The 20,074-nt window shown below is 68.2% G+C and carries 24 protein-coding genes; 8 read left to right on the top strand and 16 right to left on the bottom strand.

Going from position 1 to position 20,074, the window contains the following annotated elements; genetic code table 11:
- The first annotated feature begins 31 nt into the window (after positions 1-31).
- Complete coding sequence (gap, locus tag AC3RCE_RS24185; RefSeq protein WP_492254129.1) at positions 32-1,030, top strand: type I glyceraldehyde-3-phosphate dehydrogenase; 999 nt, start codon at positions 32-34, stop codon at positions 1,028-1,030.
- Between the two features lie 122 nt (positions 1,031-1,152).
- Here gap and AC3RCE_RS24190 read toward each other — a convergent pair whose 3' ends face one another.
- Positions 1,153-2,298 carry a mechanosensitive ion channel family protein gene (locus AC3RCE_RS24190; RefSeq protein ID WP_218297893.1) on the bottom strand — a complete coding sequence of 382 codons (1,146 nt, stop codon included), beginning with the start codon at positions 2,296-2,298 and terminating at the stop codon, positions 1,153-1,155.
- On the opposite strand from AC3RCE_RS24190, the gene AC3RCE_RS24195 reads away from it, so the two are divergent.
- The 3 genes from AC3RCE_RS24195 to AC3RCE_RS24205 all read left to right on the top strand — a co-directional run bounded on the left by AC3RCE_RS24195 (position 2,297) and on the right by AC3RCE_RS24205 (position 4,116).
- The gene (locus AC3RCE_RS24195; protein ID WP_369643649.1) at positions 2,297-2,428 is read left to right on the top strand and encodes a hypothetical protein; all 132 of its coding nucleotides are present in this window, start codon (positions 2,297-2,299) and stop codon (positions 2,426-2,428) included. The genes AC3RCE_RS24190 and AC3RCE_RS24195 overlap by 2 nt on opposite strands.
- A 321-nt stretch (positions 2,429-2,749) precedes the next feature.
- The gene (locus tag AC3RCE_RS24200) at positions 2,750-3,127 is read left to right on the top strand and encodes a DUF4398 domain-containing protein (RefSeq protein WP_218341771.1); all 378 of its coding nucleotides are present in this window, start codon (positions 2,750-2,752) and stop codon (positions 3,125-3,127) included.
- A gap of 68 nt (positions 3,128-3,195) precedes the next feature.
- Positions 3,196-4,116 carry an OmpA family protein gene (locus AC3RCE_RS24205; protein WP_218297896.1) on the top strand — a complete coding sequence of 307 codons (921 nt, stop codon included), beginning with the start codon at positions 3,196-3,198 and terminating at the stop codon, positions 4,114-4,116.
- Positions 4,117-4,350: 234 nt separating this feature from the next.
- Here the strand turns inward: AC3RCE_RS24205 and AC3RCE_RS24210 are convergent, their stop codons facing one another.
- The 4 genes from AC3RCE_RS24210 to AC3RCE_RS24225 form a co-directional block, all read right to left on the bottom strand.
- A complete protein-coding gene (locus AC3RCE_RS24210) occupies positions 4,351-5,121 on the bottom strand; it encodes an immunity protein Imm33 domain-containing protein (protein WP_492254130.1) in 771 nt (256 codons plus the stop codon).
- 83 nt (positions 5,122-5,204) lie between these two features.
- The gene (locus AC3RCE_RS24215; protein WP_492254131.1) at positions 5,205-6,224 is read right to left on the bottom strand and encodes an aldo/keto reductase; all 1,020 of its coding nucleotides are present in this window, start codon (positions 6,222-6,224) and stop codon (positions 5,205-5,207) included.
- A gap of 56 nt (positions 6,225-6,280) precedes the next feature.
- Positions 6,281-6,667, bottom strand: a complete 387-nt coding sequence (locus AC3RCE_RS24220) for an iron chaperone (RefSeq protein ID WP_492254132.1) — start codon at positions 6,665-6,667, stop codon at positions 6,281-6,283.
- A gap of 16 nt (positions 6,668-6,683) precedes the next feature.
- Positions 6,684-7,295 carry a YdeI/OmpD-associated family protein gene (locus tag AC3RCE_RS24225; RefSeq protein ID WP_492254133.1) on the bottom strand — a complete coding sequence of 204 codons (612 nt, stop codon included), beginning with the start codon at positions 7,293-7,295 and terminating at the stop codon, positions 6,684-6,686.
- Positions 7,296-7,448: 153 nt separating this feature from the next.
- Here AC3RCE_RS24225 and AC3RCE_RS24230 point away from each other — a divergent pair, with 153 nt between their 5' ends.
- Positions 7,449-7,877 (top strand): hypothetical protein, encoded by a 429-nt coding sequence (locus tag AC3RCE_RS24230; protein ID WP_218297901.1) that lies wholly within the window; start codon positions 7,449-7,451, stop codon positions 7,875-7,877.
- Positions 7,878-7,913: 36 nt separating this feature from the next.
- On the opposite strand, the gene AC3RCE_RS24235 is transcribed toward AC3RCE_RS24230, so the two are convergent.
- Positions 7,914-8,918, bottom strand: a complete 1,005-nt coding sequence (locus AC3RCE_RS24235; protein ID WP_492254134.1) for a GNAT family N-acetyltransferase — start codon at positions 8,916-8,918, stop codon at positions 7,914-7,916.
- A 143-nt stretch (positions 8,919-9,061) separates the two neighbouring features.
- On the opposite strand from AC3RCE_RS24235, the gene AC3RCE_RS24240 reads away from it, so the two are divergent.
- Positions 9,062-9,316: a ParD-like family protein gene (locus tag AC3RCE_RS24240; RefSeq protein WP_492254135.1), complete on the top strand. Its 255-nt coding sequence runs from the start codon at positions 9,062-9,064 to the stop codon at positions 9,314-9,316.
- Positions 9,316-10,107, top strand: a complete 792-nt coding sequence (map, locus tag AC3RCE_RS24245) for a type I methionyl aminopeptidase (protein WP_492245247.1) — start codon at positions 9,316-9,318, stop codon at positions 10,105-10,107. The genes AC3RCE_RS24240 and map overlap by 1 nt, the downstream gene beginning before the upstream one ends.
- A gap of 129 nt (positions 10,108-10,236) precedes the next feature.
- Here map and AC3RCE_RS24250 read toward each other — a convergent pair whose 3' ends face one another.
- The 8 genes from AC3RCE_RS24250 to AC3RCE_RS24285 all read right to left on the bottom strand — a co-directional run bounded on the left by AC3RCE_RS24250 (position 10,237) and on the right by AC3RCE_RS24285 (position 17,036).
- Positions 10,237-11,205: a Gfo/Idh/MocA family oxidoreductase gene (locus tag AC3RCE_RS24250; RefSeq protein ID WP_492254136.1), complete on the bottom strand. Its 969-nt coding sequence runs from the start codon at positions 11,203-11,205 to the stop codon at positions 10,237-10,239.
- Between the two features lies 1 nt (position 11,206).
- Entirely contained in the window at positions 11,207-12,076 is an 870-nt protein-coding gene (locus tag AC3RCE_RS24255) for a class III extradiol dioxygenase subunit beta (RefSeq protein WP_492254137.1), read from the bottom strand.
- A gap of 2 nt (positions 12,077-12,078) precedes the next feature.
- Positions 12,079-12,519, bottom strand: a complete 441-nt coding sequence (ligA, locus tag AC3RCE_RS24260) for a protocatechuate 4,5-dioxygenase subunit alpha (RefSeq protein WP_218297906.1) — start codon at positions 12,517-12,519, stop codon at positions 12,079-12,081.
- A gap of 4 nt (positions 12,520-12,523) precedes the next feature.
- Positions 12,524-13,447 carry an amidohydrolase family protein gene (locus AC3RCE_RS24265; protein WP_218297907.1) on the bottom strand — a complete coding sequence of 308 codons (924 nt, stop codon included), beginning with the start codon at positions 13,445-13,447 and terminating at the stop codon, positions 12,524-12,526.
- 27 nt (positions 13,448-13,474) lie between these two features.
- Entirely contained in the window at positions 13,475-14,476 is a 1,002-nt protein-coding gene (locus tag AC3RCE_RS24270; RefSeq protein ID WP_492254138.1) for a Bug family tripartite tricarboxylate transporter substrate binding protein, read from the bottom strand.
- Positions 14,477-14,568: 92 nt separating this feature from the next.
- On the bottom strand, positions 14,569-15,252 hold the full coding sequence (gene ligK, locus AC3RCE_RS24275; protein WP_492254139.1) for a 4-carboxy-4-hydroxy-2-oxoadipate aldolase/oxaloacetate decarboxylase: 684 nt from the start codon (positions 15,250-15,252) through the stop codon (positions 14,569-14,571).
- Between the two features lies 1 nt (position 15,253).
- The gene (locus tag AC3RCE_RS24280) at positions 15,254-16,288 is read right to left on the bottom strand and encodes an amidohydrolase family protein (protein WP_492254140.1); all 1,035 of its coding nucleotides are present in this window, start codon (positions 16,286-16,288) and stop codon (positions 15,254-15,256) included.
- A 58-nt stretch (positions 16,289-16,346) separates the two neighbouring features.
- Positions 16,347-17,036 carry a substrate-binding domain-containing protein gene (locus AC3RCE_RS24285; protein WP_492254141.1) on the bottom strand — a complete coding sequence of 230 codons (690 nt, stop codon included), beginning with the start codon at positions 17,034-17,036 and terminating at the stop codon, positions 16,347-16,349.
- 160 nt (positions 17,037-17,196) lie between these two features.
- On the opposite strand from AC3RCE_RS24285, the gene AC3RCE_RS24290 reads away from it, so the two are divergent.
- Positions 17,197-18,117 carry a LysR substrate-binding domain-containing protein gene (locus tag AC3RCE_RS24290; RefSeq protein WP_492254142.1) on the top strand — a complete coding sequence of 307 codons (921 nt, stop codon included), beginning with the start codon at positions 17,197-17,199 and terminating at the stop codon, positions 18,115-18,117.
- Here the strand turns inward: AC3RCE_RS24290 and AC3RCE_RS24295 are convergent.
- Together AC3RCE_RS24295 and AC3RCE_RS24300 are read right to left on the bottom strand one after the other, a co-directional pair.
- The gene (locus tag AC3RCE_RS24295) at positions 18,110-19,027 is read right to left on the bottom strand and encodes a DUF1932 domain-containing protein (RefSeq protein ID WP_492245277.1); all 918 of its coding nucleotides are present in this window, start codon (positions 19,025-19,027) and stop codon (positions 18,110-18,112) included. The two genes, AC3RCE_RS24290 and AC3RCE_RS24295, sit on opposite strands and share 8 nt — an antisense overlap.
- A gap of 62 nt (positions 19,028-19,089) precedes the next feature.
- On the bottom strand, positions 19,090-20,070 hold the full coding sequence (locus AC3RCE_RS24300) for a Bug family tripartite tricarboxylate transporter substrate binding protein (RefSeq protein ID WP_492254143.1): 981 nt from the start codon (positions 20,068-20,070) through the stop codon (positions 19,090-19,092).
- Positions 20,071-20,074: the final 4 nt, after the last annotated feature.

Below are 20,074 nucleotides of genomic sequence, written 5' to 3' on the forward strand. Positions count from 1 at the left end.
TTTCGACTTTGCAACCTTGGAGAGACACCCTATGACGATCAAGATTGGTATCAACGGCTTTGGCCGCATCGGCCGCAACGTGCTGCGCTCGGCCATCCAGAACTTCAGCGACATCGAAGTCGTGGGCATCAACGACCTGCTGGAGCCGGAGTACCTCGCGTACATGCTGCAGTACGACTCGGTGCACGGTCGCTTCAAGGGCGAAGTCTCGGTGGACGGCAACACCCTGGTCGTCAATGGCAAGAAGATCCGCCTGACGCAAGAGCGCGACCCCGCCAACCTCAAGTGGAACGAAGTCGGCGCCGACGTGGTGATCGAATCCACCGGCCTGTTCCTGGACAAGGTCACCGCGCAAAAGCACATCGATGCCGGAGCCAGGAAGGTCATCCTGTCGGCCCCGTCCAAGGACGACACGCCCATGTTCGTGTTCGGCGTGAACCACGACACCTACGCCGGCCAGGCCATCGTGTCCAACGCTTCTTGCACCACCAACTGCCTGGCCCCCGTGGCCAAGGTGCTCAACGACAAGTGGGGCATCAAGCGCGGCCTGATGACCACCGTGCACGCCGCCACCGCCACGCAAAAGACCGTGGACGGCCCTTCGAACAAAGACTGGCGCGGCGGCCGCGGCATCCTGGAAAACATCATCCCCTCGAGCACCGGCGCTGCCAAGGCCGTGGGCGTGGTGATTCCTTCGCTGAACAAGAAGCTGACCGGCATGTCCTTCCGCGTGCCCACCAGCGACGTGTCGGTGGTCGACCTGACGGTGGAGCTGGACAAGGCTGCCACCTATGAGGAAATCAAGGCCGAGATGAAGGCCCAGTCCGAAGGCGCGCTCAAGGGCGTGCTGGGCTACACCGAGGACAAGGTGGTGGCCACCGACTTCCGTGGCGACACCCGCACGTCCATCTTCGACGCCGACGCCGGCATCGCGCTGGACGGCACCTTCGTGAAGGTCGTGAGCTGGTACGACAACGAATGGGGCTACTCGAACAAGTGCCTGGAAATGGTGCGCGTTGTTTCCAAGTAAGCGTTACCCTTGAGAATGAAGAAGCATTAGAAGCAACTACCCTGTTCAAGCCGGCCGCCTGCAAAGGCTGCCGGCTTTTTTTTGCCCCCCGCCCGCCCCGCGGTGCGCGGCAGGCCACCGCCTCAACGCGCGGCCACGGACGCGGCGGCGGCCGCCGCAGCACCAGCCAGCGGCGCCGGGCCCTGGGACTGCGCAGGCGCGCTGGCGATGTGCACCGTGCTGGTGGGAAAGGCAAACTCCACCCCCATGGCCTTGAACTCGCGCATGAGGCCCAGATTGATGGACTGCTGCAGGTCCATGTAGAGGTTGAACGCCGGGTCCTGGACGATGTAGACCACCTCGTAGTCCAGCGAACTCGCGCCAAACGCCTTGAAGTGCGCGCGGTCGAAGCGCAGCTCCGGATGGGCGTCGATGAGCTTGCGCACCACGCCCGGGATCGCCTCGGCCTGCTCGGGCGTGGTGTTGTACGACACACCGAAGCCGAACACGATGCGCCGCTTCTCCAGCATGCGGTAGTTGCTGATGGTCTGCTTGAGCAGGTCGGTGTTGGACATCACGATCTGCTCGCCCTGCAGGCTGCGGATGCGCGTGGTCTTCAGCCCGATCACCTGCACCGTGCCCGAGACGCTGCCGACCACGATGAAATCGCCCACCTCGAAGGGCTTGTCCACCGCGATCGCGAGCGAGGCGAACAGGTCGCCCAGGATGTTCTGCACCGCCAGCGCCACGGCGATGCCCCCCACCCCCAGGCTGGCGATGAAGGCCGTGATGTTCACGCCCACGTTGGACAGGATGGCCAGCAGCACCACGCTCCACAGCAGCGTGCGCAGCCCCCAGGACAACAGCGTGGCGGAGGCGCTGACCTGGGTCATGCCCGTGGACGAATGGCGTTCCACATACCGCCGCACGCCCATGCCGATGGCCCGCATGCCCCACAGGCCCATCTGCAGCGCAAGGGCGACAAACCACAGCTGGCTGAGCCGGCTTTCCCAGCGGCCCGGCAGCTCCAGCAGGCTCGCGCCCACCAGCAGGGCCACGACCACCATGAGCAGGCGGCTCGTGCCCTCCAGCACCTCCACCACGGTGTGCGCCGCCGCGCTGCCGGACTGCGTGGCCCACACCCTGGCACGGCCCGTGAGCAGATGCAGCACCAGCAGGATGCCCACATAGGTCGTGGCGGCGGCGGCCAGCGCCACCATCAGGCTCCACAGCGGAACGCCCACGAAGGTCGTCTCGCGGATCCAGGTTGAGAAGGTCGATGGCGGCATGGTTGTTTCTCCTTGGTGGGGCGGCGGGCGCGGCACGCGCGCCGGGCTGCGGCGCGTGGCCCGCTTGCAGGCCTGCGTGGGCGCGGGTGCGGCCGCCGATGGCCGATGGCAGTGGCGCGCGGTGGACTGATTGATCGACAGCCAGCGCCGCGCAGAGTTCCCGCACCCTTGCACGGCACGGCCGCCAGCACCTGAGTGAGGGACGGGTGAAGCGGTGGACGACGCCCGGCACAGGCCCGGCCACGCCCCACGCAAATTGCAAGCGTTCGTAAGACATGGCCCACAGGAATACAGAGGCAGTGCCTACGCGGGCGGCGGGCCGCGCGGCGAACAATGCATTCATCAAAAAGCTGGCATGCATTGCCTGGCGCCGCGCCCCCTGCCCAGTGAGGCGCGCAACGCGCCGGGGCATGCCCACCAACAATCCACCCGCTCAGGAGGTCTCCACACCATGCACCCATCCACCCCCCTCCGTCTCACGGCCGCAGCCCTCGCGCTGGGCGCCCTGGCAGCATGCTCGTCCACGCCCCCGCCCACCGAACAGATGGCCGTCACCCGCACCACGGTGAACCGCGTGGCGGCGGCGCCGGCGACGGCCACCAGCGCCCCCGTGGACCTGCAGCGTGCGCAGGAAAAACTCATCCTCGCCGAGAAGGCCATGGCCCAGCAGGACTACAAGAACGCCCGGCGCCTGGCGGCCGAGGCCGAGGTCGACGCCCGCGTGGCCGAGACCCGTGCCGACGCGGCACGCAATGCGACCAACCTTGCCCAGGTCCAGGACAGCATCCGCGCGCTGCAGGAAGAAATCAACCGCCGGTCCCCCCGCTGAGGGCCGAGCGCTCCTGACCACGCCGCCCGCACCGCGGGCCGCTCTTGACCTTTGAAGGACACCACACCATGCACCGATTGATCCAACGTACCACCGCCCTGTGCACCAGCCTCATCGCCGTGGGGCTGCTCGCGGCCTGTGCCAGCACCGCGCCGTTCCCGGCGCTGGAGCAGGCCCGCTCCGCCGTGAGCGCCGTCGCCGGCGATCCCATCGTGAACCAGTACGCCCCCGTGGAACTGAAGGAAGCGACCGACGCTCTGGCCCGCGCCGACCGCGAATGGGCCGACGACCACGACGAATCGGAAACCAACCACCTGGCCTACATCGCACGCCAGCGCGCCGAGATCGCCACGAACGCGGCACGCTCACGCCAGCTGGACGCCAGCATCCAGCAAGCCAGCGGCGATGCCGACCGCATCCGCCTGCAGGCCCGCACCCAGGAGGCCGACCAGGCCCGCCTGCGCGCCCAGCAGGCCCAGGCCCAGGCCCTGAACGCCGAGCAGCGCGCCGCCCAGCAGCAGGCCAATGCCAGCGTCGCGATGGCCCAGGCCAGCGCCGCACAGGACCGCGTGCGCGCACTGGAAGCCCAGCTGCGCGACATGGAAGCCCAGCAGACCGAGCGCGGGCTGCTCGTGACGCTGGGCGACGTGCTGTTTGCCTTCAACAAGGCGGAGCTGTCGGCCCAGGCCGGCCCCCGCCTGGACAAGCTGGCCAGCTTCCTCAAGCAGTTCCCGGACCGCAAGCTGCTCATCGAGGGCTACACCGACAGCGTGGGCTCCGACGGCTACAACCAGGACCTGTCGGACCGCCGCGCCCAGTCCGTGCGCGACGCACTGGTGCAGCGCGGCGTGGACAGCAGCCGCATCACCGCGCGCGGCTACGGCAAGGCCCACCCCGTGGCCGACAACGCATCGCCGGAAGGCCGCGCCATGAACCGCCGCGTGGAGATCGTGATCGCCGACGACAAGGGCACCCTGCGCGGCCGTTGAGCCCCTGGGGCGCCCGATCCCTCGGCGGACAGGCCGGGGGACGGCAAGGTCACCAGATCCCGCCAGCGTGCCGAACGAACAAGCCCTGGAGCAGTGATGCTCCAGGGCTTTTTCCTTTCAGAAAGCGCAGCCTTTGAACGTGGGCGCGAGCGGAGGTCTGCGAGGTGTTTGTGACCGCCGAATGCCGCAGCCCGCCTGGTGAGATGGGCGAGAGCCCTCGTGCCTGTGCCTGGCTTAGCCTGCCGAGGACCGACCGGCCGAGACGGCGCTCTGCCGCGCCTTGTTCAATTCGCTCAGGTACGAGCCCGGAATCTGCTGCACCTCCTGCACGGGTCCGAGCACGCTGATGCGCGCGCCGTCCACGGCCACCTGCAATCCCGCCGGCACCGCAAGGAACTGGATCAGGTCGGGGCGGTGCACGCCCAGCTGGTACAGGGAGGTCTTCATGAAGCGTGCCGGATCTTCAAGGCGTGCCTCGTCGTCCAGGTCCGAGAGCCACCAGCCGGAATCCGCCGCGTCGACGGGGTCGTTTCGGGTCAGCAGGATTCGACGGGCTTCCTGGTAGTTCACGTGCACGACGGCGCTTTGGCGAAGCGACGGAAAGTCCAGCGCGATGGACGGGGAGAGGCTCTCCACAACGTCTTTCTGGTTGCGCAGCTGCATGAGCGTGTTGTCGACCGAATCGACGAACTTCACGGGCACCACCTGCATGTCGGGCTCCAGCACCCGCAGGAATCCTGCGGGCCCCTCTTCCAGCATCGTGAACATCCAGCCGACCTGCAGGCTCTCGCCACCGCGGAACTTCTCGCCCCGGGCGACCCGTTGCTCGAAGAACTGCAGCAGGAAGGAGATGTCCTCCACCGGCACCGCGCTGTTCGACATGCGGATCTGGAACTCGGGATGGCCGTACAGCTTGCACCGGGAAGTGGCGTGCACGGATGGCGTGTCCAGCCGCGCCGGTGCAGGCTTGCGGCCGAATGTCGAGAGGATGGAGCGCAGGGACATTTTTTTCAGGTGCGGCTGGGCGGCCCAGGGCGGCCGGGCGTCGTCCGTGGCGCCCGCCAGGCGGTCCGGGGCCGCAGGACGACTTACACCGCGTGGCTTTCGAACGTCTCGGTGTCCACCTCGCTCGCGCTCTGCGCGCTGTAGCGCGGGCCCACCACGGTGCGCTCGTTGATCAGTGCATCCAGCCGCGCGAGCACCGTGGCATCGAGCCGCACACCGGCCGCGCCCACATCGTCCCGCAGGTGCTCCACGCTGGTCGTCCCGGGGATGGGAATGATGTGCCTGCCCTGGTGCAGCAGCCAGGCCAGCGCCAGCTGCGCCGGCGTGCAGCCCACTTCGCGCGCGATGGCCTGGTAGCCGTCCAGCAGCTGCAGGTTGGCGGCGTAGGCATCGGGCGCGAAGCGGGGCATGGCGCGGCGGATGTCCTTGGGGTCGAGGGCGGAGACGTCCCTGAGTTCGCCGCACAGAAACCCCCGCGCCACGGGGCTGAAGGCCACGAAGGCCGCGCCCAGGTCGCGGCAGGCATCGAGCACGGCGATCTCGGGGTTGCGTGTCCACAGCGAATACTCGGTCTGCACCGCCGCGACGGGGTGCACCGCGTGCGCGCGGCGCAGGGTGGCGGCCGACACTTCGGACAGGCCGATGCTGCGGATCTTGCCCGCGCGCACCAGGTCGGCCAATGCGCCCACGCTGTCCTCGATGGGCACCTTCTTGTCCCAGCGGTGCAGGTAGTACAGGTCGATCACGTCGGTCTGCAGGCGGCGCAGGCTGTCCTCGCAGGTCTGGCGCAGCGTGGCGGGGCGGCCGTCGATCACGCGCACCAGCTTGCCGTCGCCGTTCACGTCCACGCCCTGCATGCCGCATTTGCTGGCCAGGGTGAAGCGGCTGCGGTGGCTTTTCATCACGCGGCCCACCAGCGTTTCGTTGGCGCCGAAGCCGTACAGCGTGGCGGTGTCGAACAGCGTCACGCCCGCATCGAGCGCGGCCAGCAACACGCGCTCGCCCTGCTCGGCCGACACGGGCGCGCCGTAGGCGTGCGAGAGGTTCATGCAGCCCAGGCCGATGGCCGAGACGGAGAAAGGTCCAAGGTTTCTTTGTTGCATGGCGCAAGCTTACGGCATGCATGCACCCCGCGCCGCACGGCCGCTACGCGGCGTGCTCACTCCCAGAAGCTGTCCGTGGTGCGCGCGCGCACGCGCTGCACGCTGTACCGCGCAATCTGTTCGATCAGCTCTGCCGGCAGCGGCTGGTCGTAGGGCAGCACGATGGTGCCCTTGGTCGTCCTGACGGCCTGCAGCGCCTGCCCGAAATGCGCGAGTGCCGCAGCGGGCGGCGCAAAGCTCGCATGCGCCTTGTGCGCCGAAAAGGCGTACACGAAGCGCGGCTCGATGAAGAACGGCGTGTTCCACTTGATGGCTTCCTCGGCCTGCGGCGCGGCGCGCTTCAGGATGGCGTACAGCGCATGCAGCAGCGGCTGGCCCGCCTTGGGGGCGGCCGCGATGTAGTCCGCGATGGTGGTGGGTTGGGAGGGCGCGGGCGGGGCCATGGTGGGCGAGGTCCTTTCAGGCCGAAGGTGCAGCAGCATCGCCCGCGCGGGGGCGCCGGGTCCACAGGTCGATCCGCTCGCCGGCCACCGAGGCCGCAAGCAGCTGCGCAAACCGCGCCGCGCGGGTTTCAGGCCGCTTGGCCGACGTCACCCAGTGCAGCATGGACTTGCGGTAGCCCGCGGGGGCGGCCTCGAAGAACTGCCATGCCTTCTTGTGGCGTTTGAACTCGCGCAACTGCGCGGCGGGCAGCTCGGCCACTGCGGCCTGTTCGTGCGAGTAGATCGCGGACTTGTCGGCCTTGCGGTGGCTGAAGGCCGCCAGGCCCGCGGGCGTCATGCGGCCGGCGGCCTTCAGCTGCTCCATCTTGGCGATGTTCACCGCGCTCCAGACGGACGATGGCTTGCGCGGCGTGAAGCGGATGGAATAGGTGTGCTCGTCGATGCGCCGGCGCACGCCGTCGATCCAGCCAAAACACAGCGCCTCGTCCACCGACTCGGACCAGGTCATGCACGGGCGGCCCGAGCCGACCTTGTGGAAGCCCACGAGCAGTTCGGGCGCGTGTGCCGCATGGGCTTGCAGCCACTGGCGGAAGGCAGCGGAGGTGGCAAAGAAGGCAGGCGGGGTCATGGGGTGCCATTGTTGCCAACATCCGCGCGCACGGATAGCCGGCCATGGCGCGCCGGCCACGGGGGCCGCGGTGGTTAGCTGCGCCGGGTCGGCGCGATACATTACGCGAAGCCGCGCGCACCGCAGCGGCCCATCCCGCCCAGGAGAAGCGCCATGCCTTCCGCCATCTACGCAGCCTTCTTCTTCACTGTCGCCATGCTCGTCACCACCGCCTACTTCCTGCTGGGCGGCCTGCCGCTGCTGATCCTCCAGCACGACGAGCCGCTCGACGCCCGGTTCGTGCGCGGTTTCTTCAATGTCTACTACAAGGCTGCATTTTGGGTGGCCCTGTGCGCGTCGGCCAGCTACGCGCTGTGGGGACAGTGGGCCTATGCCGCTGGCGCGGCGGCCATGGCAGCGGTTTCCACGGCCTTGCGCAAGCGCCTGGTGCCCGCCATGCAGCAACTGGGCAGCCAGATAGAAGCCAGGAACGGCGGGGCGGTGCAGCGGTTCCGCCGGGTGCATGCCACCGCGCTGCTCGTCAATCTTGCCCAGCTGGTGGTGCTTGTCTGGGGGCTCATCGCGCTGTCCCGGTCCCTGTGACAGCCCGCGCCTGCCGGCCGCGTGGTGCCGGTGGCGTCAGGCCCCGCGGCCGGGGGTGCCCAGCACCAGCGGCTTGCGGAACACGCAGTTGCGCTGTTCCACAACGAAGCCGCAGTCCGTATAGACGCGCAGCGCGCCGCTCGCATTCTCACTGTCCACCCCCAGCCCGGACTCCTGCATGCCTGCATCGGCCTGGGCGCGCAGGCTGCGCGCAATCAGGGCCCGCGCCAGGCCGCGGCGCCGCCAGCGCTCGCCCACGCTGATGAATTCCGTCCATCCGCGCTGGCGGCCATTGCCCGCGTTCCATGTGGTGTCGATGTAGGTGCGCACCTGGCCCGCCACCTCGTTCATCCGCACGTCCCAGGCCACCTGCCACAGGTGCGGCTGGAAGACCGGGCTGGCCAGCCAGCGCTGGTAGTCCGCCTCGTCGGGCGGTGCATAGCCCCAGTGCGCATGGAAAGCGCGGGCATGCGCATCCCAGATGGCGTGGTAGTGGCCGGGCTGCACCGCACGCACTTCCAGGCCGGCAGGCAGCGCAAAGTCGGCAATGGCCTGCAGCGTGGGGCGGCCCATGGTGAAGAAATAGCGCTCGGGCCGGTAGCCTGCTTTTTCCAGCAGCGCCGCACGTGCGGTTTCGCCCTCTGTGACGAAGGCGTGGTGCGCATGCGGGCCGGCCTGGCCCAGGGCCGCTGCCATCTCGCGCTGGCGCGCCTCCAGCCACGCGTGCAGCCGTGCGCCGATGCCCTGCCGGCGCCACCGCGGCGCAACGACCGCAAACTGCCCGTGGAGCTGCAGCCCATCGGCCTGTGCCCAATGCCAGGCACGCACATAGCCAGCGATCTCATCGCCCGCCTGCGCGATCCACACGTCCTGCTGCGGCACGCACTGGGTGAACGCGGCGTAGTCCCGCGCCACGTCCTCCACGGTGCGAAAGAACCGGGTCTGGTCGGCGGCAAAGCTGGCGTTCGCACAGGCGACCATGGCCGGAAAATCCGAGGCCCCGGCAAAAGCCCGGAATGTCACGTGCTGCGGTGGTTGCATCGGGATGGGCTCCTGGGGCGGTGTGTCCGGGGTGTGAGGGCATGGCAAGCCTGGCATTGTGGCCAGCGCACCCTGTGTGCCACCTTAAGACGCCGCCACACGTTTTATATATAATTCGTATACGTTTTGTATAGAGATCATCCATGGGTATCGTCAAGATTTCAGACCAGATGCACGAAAACCTGCGTGTCGCAGGCACCGCGCTGAGCCGCTCCATCAACGCGCAGGCCGAGCACTGGATGCGGGTGGGCATGCTGACCGAGATGCACCCGGAGCTCGACCACCGCGAGATCTGCCAGCTGCTGGTGCGGGCCGAAATGGCGGGTGGCTTCGATATCGGCATGGCGGTGAACGGCCTGCCGGCCAAACCCCGCGCCGTGGCCAACGGGAAGCACTGATGGCGCGCGGCGTTCCCATCAAGTCGGCGGACGAGCTGGCCCTGTCGCGGCGCGCCGCGCAACTGGCCGCCGAGGTGCTGCACATGATCGAGCCCCACGTGGTGCCCGGCGTGAGCACCGAAGAACTGGACCGCATCTGCCACGACCACATCGTGAACGTGCAGGGCGCGGTGCCGGCCAACGTGGGCTACCTGGGGTACCCCAAGACCATCCTCACCTCGGTCAACCAGGTGGTCTGCCACGGCATTCCGTCGCACGACAAGATCCTGAAGAAGGGCGACATCGTCAACATCGACGTGGCGGTGATCAAGGACGGCTGGTACGGCGACACCAGCCGCATGTACTTCGTCGGTGCGCCCAGCACGCTCGCCCGGCGCCTGGTGGAAACAACGTACGAAGCCCTGTGCGCGGGCATCCGGCAGGTGCGGCCCGGCGCCACGCTGGGCGACGTCGGCCACGCAATCCAGACGGTGGCGCAGCGCGAGCGCTTCAGCGTGGTGCGCGAGTACTGCGGGCACGGCATCGGGCAGGTCTACCACGACGTGCCCAACGTGCTGCACTACGGCCAGCGCGGCACCGGGCTCACGCTGGAGGCCGGCATGGTCTTCACCATCGAGCCCATGCTCAACGCGGGCGGCCGCGAGACCAGGGAGCTGGCGGACGGATGGACCGTGGTGACCAAGGACCGCTCGCTGTCCGCGCAGTGGGAGCACATGGTGGCGGTGACGCCCGACGGATACGAGGTGCTCACGGCCTGGCCGGGCGGCACGGGCAGCTACGCGCCGATCTGACCGCCGGCTTCAGCCAGGGGCACTGCGTGTGCAGGACGCCCGGGCAAGAAAAAAGCAGCTATCGATTCGATAGCTGCCCGCGCGCTCCTGATGAGCGCAGGGGGCCTATCCAGCCCCATAAACCCAACTTCAGCCCGCGTTGAGCTGCTGCTCCAGGTCGTGCAGCACCTCGTAGCAGGCGAGCACGCGGCCCACGCTGGAGTTGGGCTCGCGGCCTTCGCGGATGGCGGCGAAGAACTCGCGGTCCTGCAGCTCGATGCCGTTCATCGACACGTCGACATGGCTCACGTCGATCTTCTCGTCCTTGCCGTTGTACAGGTCGTCGTAGCGCGCCAGGTAGGTGGCGGTGTCGCCGATGTAGCGGAAGTACGTGCCCAGCGGGCCGTCGTTGTTGAAGCTCAAGCTCAGCGTGCAGATGGCGCCATTGGCGGCCTTGAGCTGGATGCTCATGTCCATTGCGATGCCCAGCACCGGGTGGATCGGGCCCTGGATGGCGTTGGCCTTCACGATGGGGCTGCCCGCCTGGTACGCGAACAGGTCCACGGTGTGGGCGGCGTGGTGCCACAGCAGGTGGTCCGTCCAGCTGCGCGCCTGGCCCAGCGCGTTGGTGTTGGTGCGGCGAAAGAAGTAGGTCTGCACATCCATCTGCTGGATGTTGAACTCGCCGGCCTGGATCTTCCGGTGCACGTACTGGTGGCTGGGGTTGAAGCGGCGCGTGTGGCCGCACATGGCCACCAGGCCCTTTTCCTTTTGCGCGGCGACGACCTGCTGCGCGCCCTTCAGGCTGTCGGCCAGCGGGATCTCCACCTGCACGTGCTTGCCGGCCTTCAGGCATGCGATGCTCTGCTCGGCGTGCATCTGCGTGGGCGTGCACAGGATCACCGCGTCCACCTCGGGCAGGGCCAGGCTATCGGCCAGGTCGGTGGTGACATGGCCGATGCCGTACTTGGCGGCGACTTCCTTGGTCTTGTCCAGGTCGCGGCTGATCAGCGAGACGACTTCCACGCCGTCGATGTTCTTGATGCCGTCCAGGTGCTTGATGCCGAAGGCACCGGCGCCCGCCAGGGCGACCTTGATGGTCTTGTTGTTCGCAGTCATGTCAGGAGTTCTCCAGGATCAGGTGGCCCACGGCCGTGTTGGACGCAGGCACATGGTAAAAGCGGTGCGCGACCTTGGGCGGCTTGCCGCCTCCGGCCACGTCGGCCATGGCGCCGCGCGCGATGAGCCACATCACGAGCTCGATGCCTTCGCTGCCGGCCTCGCGCACATAGTCGATGTGCGGGATGCTGGCGGCGGCCTCGGGGTCGCCGATGAGCTTGTCGAGGAAGGCGTTGTCGAAGTCCTTGTTGATCAGGCCCGCGCGCGGGCCCTGCAGCTGGTGGCTCATGCCGCCCGTGCCCCAGATGTGCACGTTGAGGTCCTCGTCGTAGCTCTCCACCGCCTTGCGGATCGCCTGGCCCAGGTTGTAACAGCGCCGGCCGCTGGGCACGGGGTACTGCACCACGTTGACCGCAAAAGGGATCACCGGGCAGGGCCAGGCACCGGCCACAGGGTCGGGCTGGCCGCACATCAGCGACAGCGGCACCGTGAGGCCGTGGTCCACGTCCATGCGGTTGACGATGGTGAGGTCGAAATCCTGCTGGATGACCGACTGCGCGATGTGCGAGGCCAGGTCCGGGTGGCCGATGACCTTGGGCACGGGGCGCGGGCCCCAGCCCTCGTCGGCGGGCTGGTACTCGGCGGCGGTGCCGATGGCGAAGGTGGGGATCATCTCCAGGCTGAAGGCCGTGGCATGGTCGTTGTAGACGAGGAAGATGACGTCGGGCTTGTTGTCCTTCATCCACTGCTTGGAGAAGTCATAGCCCGCGAACAGCGGCTTCCAGTAGTCCTCTTGCGTCTTGCCCAGATCGAGCGCGGCGCCGATGGCGGGCACGTGCGAGGTGAAGACGGAGGCGGTGATACGCGCCATGTTCAGTTTCCTTTCTTTCCCGCAGCACCCTGCGGCTGGCGGTGCGCCTGGGCATCGCCGTCTTCGCCGATGACGCGGTTGCCCTGCGCCGACCGGCCGCCACCGACCATCATGGCGCGGTACTCGTCCTCGGTCATTCCGGTCATGGAACCGGCCATCTGCTGGAAGCTCTTGCCGTCGGTGGCACCGATCTTGGCCAGGAAGTAGATGTTGCCGCCCAGGCGGATGCACCAGTTGAGGTCGCGCGCGAGCACGGCCTGCTTCTGTTCCTCGGTCATCGCCCACTCGTCGAGGTAGGCGCGCTCGTCGGCCTTGAAGCGGGCGCGGTTGTCGGCCTTCATGAGGCTCATGCAGAACTGGTTGAGCCAGTAGCCCTTGCGGCTTTGCTCTGCATCGAAGATGGTCGTGCCGGGCACGTCCAGGTAGGGTTTGTCGAGGGACATGGCGTCAGCCCTTTTCTTCTTCCGGCCAGTACAGCCGCATGGGATTGTCCACCAGCAGTTTTTGCTGCAGCCCGGCCGTGGTGGCGATGTGCGGGATGAAGTCCACCAGCAGGCCGTCGTCGGGCATGTGGTCCTTGAGGTTGGGGTGCGGCCAGTCGGTGCCCCAGAGCACGCGGTCCGGGAACTCCTCGACCACGCGGCGCGCGAATGGCACCACGTCGCGGTAGGCGGCCTGCTCGCCATCGAGCGCCTTGGGTCCGGCCACGCTCAGGCGCTCGGGGCAGCTGACCTTGCTCCACACATTGGGGTGCTGGCGCATGAATTTCAGGAACAGCTCGAACTCGGGGCCGTCCACGGGCTTGGTCACGTCAGGGCGGCCCATGTGGTCCACCACCACCGTGGTGGGCAGTGCGGTGAAGAAATCCCACAGCTCGGGCAGGTCCACCGCCTCGAAGTAGATCACCACGTGCCAGCCGAGCTTGGCGATGCGCGCCGCGATCTCCATGAGCTCGTCCTTGGGCGTGAAGTCCACCAGGCGCTTGACGAAATTGAAGCGCACGCCGCGCACGCCGGCGTCGTGCATGGCCTGCAGCTCCTCGTCGCTCACCGAGCGGCGCACCGTGGCCACGCCACGCGCCTTGCCGCCCGAGTGCACGAGCGCATCGACCATGGCGCGGTTGTCCGCGCCATGGCAGGTGGCCTGCACCACCACGTTGCGCGCGAAGCCCAGATGGTCGCGCAGCGCATAGAGCTGCTGCTTGCTGGCGTCGCAGGGCGTGTACTTGCGCTCGGGCGCGTAGGGAAACTCGGCGCCGGGGCCGAACACGTGGCAGTGCGCGTCCACGGCGCCCGCGGGCACCTGAAAACGCGGCTTGCTCGGGCCGGCGTACCAGTCGAGCCAGCCAGGGGTCTTGGTGAATTCACTCATGTGCGTGCTCCTTGCGTTTCGCTCCGATCAATCCAGCGACACATTGGCCTTCCTGATCACGTCGCCAAAGCGCTGGCTCTCGTCCTTCACGAACTGGGCGAACTGCGCACGCGTGGTGGGGAACTGCTCGTAGCCGAAGGTCTTGAACTTCTCGGCCACATCGGGGCCGGTCAGGGCCTGCTCGATGTCGCGCTTGATCTTGTCGGTGACGGCCGCGGGCAGGCCGGGCGGCACGGCGATGGCGTTCCAGCCGGTCACGGCGAAGTCCTTGGGGCCACCGGCTTCGGCCACGGTGGGCACGTCGGGGAACTCGGCCGACCGCTGGGGGCCGGCGAACGCCAGCAGGCGCAGCTTGCCCGCGCGGTACAGCGGCCCGGCGGTGGCGGCGCTGCCCAAGGCGAAGTCGATGTCGCCGGTGGCGACCGAGGTGTACAGCTGCGTGGTCTCCTTGAAGATCACGTGCTCCATCTGCGTGCCGGTGGCGCTCTCGAACAGCTCGGAGCCCAGGTGCACGGGGTTGCCCACCGACCAGGAGCCGTAGTTGAGCTTGCCCGGGCGGGCCTTGGCGTCGGCCACGATGTCGCCCACGGTCTTGTACTTGCTGCCCGTGCCCACGGTGAAGAAGAAGTGGGTCTTGAACAGCGGCAGCAGCGTGTCGAAGTCCTTGGCCACGTCGTAGGGCAGCTTCTTGAGCAGGCTGGGGTAGGCGGCCAGGTGCACGTTGTCCAGCACGATCAGGTCGTGGCCGTCCTTGGCACCGCGCTTGAAGGCATCGATGGCGATGAAGCCATTGCCGCCGGGGCGGTTCTCGACCACCACGGGCTGGTTCCAGATGCGGCCCAGCTTCTCGGCCACGATGCGCGCCACGCCGTCGGGACCACCGCCCACGGGGAAGGGCGTGATGATGCGCACGGGCTTGGTGGGGAAGGCCTGGGCGTGTGCGCCGTGGGATGCGAGGCCCAGGGTGGCGGCCAGGCCCAGGGCCAAGGCAAGACTGCGACGCAGGGGGGACAAGGTGCGAAAGGTCATGGGATGCAGGAAAAATAGAATGCTACAAATTCAATAGCTTCCAGCGCTTGCCAGTAAAGCGCTAGAGGCCTGAAAGATTCAAAACTGGCGTGTCAGTCGATGTACCTGAGGCCCGCCTTCTCCAGGCCGGGGCGCATGTTGTACATATCCAGGCCCAGCACGCCCGAAGCGAGCTTGGCGCGCTTTTCGCCTTCGAAGCTCTCGCGCTTTTGCGCGGCTTCCAGCGTGGCGGCGGCGCGTGCGGCGGGCACGCAGACCACGCCGTCGTCATCGGCCACGATCACGTCGCCCGGCGTGACGAGCGCACCGGCGCACACCACGGGGATGTTCACCGAGCCCAGCGTGGCCTTGATCGTGCCCTTGCTGCTGATGGCGCGGCTCCACACGGGGAAGCTCATCTCCTGCAGCGTCTTCACGTCGCGCACGCCGGCGTCGATGATGAGCGCGCGGGCGCCACGGGCCTGGAAGGACGTGGCCAGCAGGTCGCCGAAGTAGCCGTCGGTGCATTCGGAGGTGACGGCCGCCACCACGATGTCGCCGGGCTGGATCTGCTCGGCCGCCACATGCATCATCCAGTTGTCGCCGGGCTGCAGCAGCACGGTCACGGCCGTGCCGCTGACCTGCTGGCCGCCGTAGATGGGCCGCATGTACGGCTTGAGCAGGCCCACGCGGCCCATGGCCTCGTGCACGGTGGCCGAGCCCAAAGCGGCCAGGCCGTCGGCGGCCGCGCGGTCGGCGCGGGTGATGTTGCGGTAGACAACGCCTAGTTCGTACATGTCAGAGCCCCTTTGCCTTCAGGCGTGCATCGAGTCGGGAGAACACGCGGCGCGTGTTGGCTTCGTAGATCTGGTGCTTGTCTTCGGCACTGAGGATCGTGGACGCCTCGATGTAGCGCTTGGTGTCGTCGTAGTAGTTGCCGGTGGTCGGGTCGATGCCGCGCACCGCGCCGATCATTTCGCTGGCGAACAGCACGTTCTTCACCGGGATCACCGTGTTCAGCAGGTCGATGCCGGGCTGGTGGTACACGCAGGTGTCGAAGAACACGTTGTTCATCAGGTGCTCGTCGAGCAGCGGCTTCTTCATCTCCTGCGCCAGCCCCCGGAAACGGCCCCAGTGGTAGGGCACCGCGCCGCCGCCGTGCGGGATCAGGAACTTGAGCGTGGGGAAGTCCTTGAACAAATCGCCCTGGATCAGCTGCATGAAGGCCGTGGTGTCGGCGTTCAGGTAGTGCGCGCCCGTGGTGTGGAAGCACGCGTTGCAGCTGGTGCTCACGTGGATCATGGCGGGCAGGTCGTACTCCACCATCTTTTCGTAGATGGGGTACCAGTGCTTGTCGGTCAGCGGCGGGCTGGTCCAGTGGCCGCCCGAGGGGTCGGGGTTCAGGTTGATGCCGACGGCGCCGTATTCCTTGACGCACTTTTCCAGCTCGGGGATGCAGGTGGCGGGATCGACACCGGGGCTTTGCGGCAGCATGGCCACGGGCACGAAGTGGTCGGGGAACAGCGTGGAGACGCGGTAGCACAGCTCGTTGCAGATGGCGGCCCAGGTGCTGGACACATTGAAGTCGCCAATGTGGTGAGCCATGAAGCTGGCGCGCGGGCTGAACAGCGTGATGTCGCTGCCGCGCTCCTTCATCAGCTTGAGCTGGTTGGTCTCGATGGACTCGCGCAGCTCGTCGTCGCTGATCTTCAGGTCCGCCACCTTGGGCATCTGGGCGGGGTCCTTGATGCCGGCGATCTGCGCATTGCGCCAGTTCTCCAGCGCCTTGGGGGCCGTGGTGTAGTGGCCGTGGCAGTCGATGATGATGCTCATGGGTTTGTGCTCCTGAAAGATGTTCTTGTCGAAGTGCTTGTGCTGTGGCGCAGGCCGGTCACGCGGGGCTCATGCCCTGCCTATGCTTGGCGTCCGCTGCTTGCGGCGACGCCATGTAGGTCAGCAGTTCGCGCGCGGCATCGGCCTGCTGCGACAACGCGCCGATCCCGGCGGAAAACGTGGTCGTGACCTGGATGGCGGGCGGCAGCGGCCCGACGATGGTGATGCCCTGCACGTGCAGCAGCTCGCTCAATTGCTGAAAACCGAGTTCCACCTCGCCCTTGGCCACCAGCGAGCCCACGGGCACGCCGGGCGGTGCCTGCACCATGCGGCCGGCGATCTCATCAGCGATGCCCCAGCGCTCGAACAGTTTTGCCAGCGCCACGCCGCTCGGGCCGGTGGAATAGCTGATGCTGCGCGCCGCCAGCACGGCCTGGCGCACGGCGTCTTCGGAGCCGATGTCCGGCAGCGGCGCGCCTGCGGGCACGGCCACCGCCACGCCCGACTGCACCAGGTCCACCACGCTGCCGGGCACGATGCAGCCGGCCGCCAGCAGCCTGGCGATGGCGTCGGCCGCGAGCACCACCACATCGAAGGCCTCGCCGGCCAGCACGCGCTGGGCGGCGTCCACGCCGCCCACGGCCTCGATGCTGGCGCGGTGACCGGTCGCCTGCTCATAGCCGGAGGTCAGCTCGGCCAGCACCTGGCGGGTGGCCATGGACGAGATTCCGCGAAGGTGTTGGGGCATGACGGGCGTCGATTGGAAAGGGGACAACAAGGCTGCGGCACAGGCGGCGGTGCCGCTGTGTAGGCCGATTCTGGGTGAAGGCAAGCTATACAAAAAGTAGGCACACCATCTATCAGGTATATCATTTACCGATAGGAAACACTCCCCTCTGTCGACCCCCATGGACCTCAAGCAGCTGGAATACTTTGTGCGCGTGGCCGAGCTGGGCAGCTTCACCCGCGCGGCCGCCGCGCTGGACGTGGCGCAGTCGGCGCTGAGCCGCCAGATCCGCCTGCTGGAGGTGGAGCTGCGCCAGAACCTGCTGGTGCGCAACGGCCGGGGCGCCACGCCCACCGAGGCGGGCAAGCTGCTGGTGGAGCACGGGCGCGGCATCCTGCACCAGATGGCGCGGGCGCGCGAAGACATGGACCGCATGCGCGGCGGGCTGTCGGGCCGCGTGGCCATCGGCCTGCCCAACAGCGTGGCGCGGGTGATGACGGTGCCGCTGACCCGCGCGTTCCGCCAGGAGCTGCCCGAGGCGCGCCTGTCCATCAGCGAGGGGCTCTCGGGCGCCATCCTGGAGGGGCTGGTCAGCGGGCGCCTGGACATCGTGGTGCTCTACAACGCCCAGCCCTCGCGCGACATCGATGTGTCGCACCTCATCGACGAAGACCTGGTGCTGGTGCGCGTGCGCCCGCCCGGCCTGGCCGAAGACCCGCCGCCCGGCCCCATCCCGCTGGCCGAGGTGGCGCAGCTGCCGCTGATCATCCCGTCGCGCCCGAACGCCATCCGCATGCATGTGGAATCGGAAATGGCCAGCATCGGCTGCCGCCCCGAGGTGGCGCTGGAGATCGACGGCGTCTCCGCCATCCTGGACCTGGTGGCCGACGGCGCGGGCTGCGCGGTGCTGTCGCGCAATGCGCTGCTCAACTCGCCCCGGCCTTCGGCCTATACCGCCCAGGTCATCGGCACGCCCGGCAAGCCACCGCTGCGCATCGCGCTGTCGCTGGCCACCAGCCTGCAGCGGCCGGCCACGCAGGTGCAAAAGGCGGCGCTGGACCTGATCCAGCGCACCGTGCCGCTGGTTTTCGAGCCTACCTAGAACGGTCCCCCGAGGGGGTTCGGGCCGCAAGCAAGGCATCCGCGTAGTCCTGCCAGCGCGCGCCTTGGGCCACGTCCGCAAACGCGCCCGTGGCGGCCAGGTCGGCCACCCACTGCTGCTTGGCGGCAATGGCCGATGCCATCACGGGCTCCATGCCCGCTTCGCGCACGGTGTGGGCGGACTCGCGCATTTCCTCCGCGCGGCGTTGGCCGTGCTGCGCCACGCGGCTCAGGAAGTACGCGCCCTGCGCGCTCCAGTCGATGCCGGGAAAGGTCTCCTGCAGCGTGGGCAGCACCTGGTCTTCCACACCGTAGTGGCGGGCCGTGGCGTAGCTCTCGGCCACCAGCGCCTCCAGGCCCTTGATCATGATGCTGCGGCACATCTTGATGGCGCTGGCGATGCCCAGTTGCGCGCTCACCGGCTTGGCATCCATGCCCCAGCGGCCCAGCACCTCCGCCAGCGCGGCGGCCTGTGCGCCGCCCAGCAGCATGGGAACGCGGATGCCGTAGGGCGGCACCGAGGTCATCACGCCCGCCTCCACGTAGTGCGCGCCGCGCGCATCCACCAGCGCGGCCGCCTGCTGCTTGGTGCCGGGCGATGCGGAATTCAGGTCGAGGAACACCGTGCCCGCGCGCAGGTGCGGTGCGGCCGCTGCGGCCACTGCCAGCGTGCTGGAGGCAGTGACGGCCGAGATGACAAGGTCCGAGCGCCCGCACAGCTCGCGCACCGAGGCCGTGGCCACGACGCCCGCCCGGTCTGCGTGCGCGCGCTCTGCGGACGCTGTGCGATCGTCCCCGAACTTCAGGTCCCAGGCAGCGATGCTCGCCACGCCCGGCCGGCCCTTGAGGCCCGTGCCGAAAATCTTGCCCACCTCGCCGTAGCCGATGAGGCCGATGTGTTCAATCTGCAGGTTCATCTTTTGCCTCCGTGTCGACGCTGCCCCCGGGCGCACCATGCGCCTTGCGGAGCGCCCTACTGCCGCGCGATCTTGGCCCGGGCGATCACATCGGCCCAGCGCCGCGCGTCGGCCGCCAGGTGTTCGCTGGCCTGCGCGGGCGTGCTGCCCTGGGCCTGCAGGTTCAGCTCCAGCAGGCGTTTTTTCACGTCGGGCTGGGCCAGGGCCGCCTGCACTTCGCGCGAGAGCCGCTCCACCACGGCGGGCGGTGTGCGCGCGGGCACGGCCAGGCCGTTCCAGGACGTGACGTTGAAGCCCTCCAGCGGGCCGCCGCTTTCGCGCACCGTGGGCACACCGGGCAGCTGCGGCGCGCGCCGGGCGCCCAGCACGGCCAGCGGGCGCAGGGCCTTGACGGCGACCTGCGGCATCAGAGCGCCGAGGATGTCCACCATGGCGTCCACCTCGCCGCCGCGCACGGCCGTGATGACCGGCGGCGTGCCGTTGAAGGGCACCACCTGGGCGTCGATGCCGGCAGTCACCTTGAAGAGTTCGGCCGCCAGGTTCTGCGTGGTGCCGATCTGCGGCGTGCCGATGTTGAGCTTGCCCGGGTGGGCGCGGCCGTAGGCCAGCAGGTCCGCCAGGGTGGAAAAGCGCCCGCCTTCGCGCACGACGATCGCGAGGTCGAAGGTGGCCAGCAGGGACACCGGCGCGAAGTCCTTGAGGGTGTCGAAAGGCAGCGAATGGAACAGCGCGGCGCTCACCGCCGTGCCGCTGCTGATGAGCAGCAGCGTGTGGCCGTCGGGCTCGGCACGCGCCACCAGTTCGCCCGCCACCACGCCGCCGGCGCTGGGCTTGTTCTCGATCACCACGCTCTGCCCCAGGGGGCCCGCGATTTTCTGGCCCACCGTGCGCGCCGTGATGTCGGCCGCGCCGCCCGCGGCGTTGGGCACCACGATGCGGAGGGGGCGCGAGGGGAACGCCGGCTGCTGCGCCTGGCTCCCGGCCGCGAAAGGCACGGCGCACAACGCCAGCAGGGTTCTGCGGTGCAGGAAGGCCATGGCG

It is taken from the genome of Acidovorax sp. GW823-FHT05D11 (genome assembly GCF_058795695.1).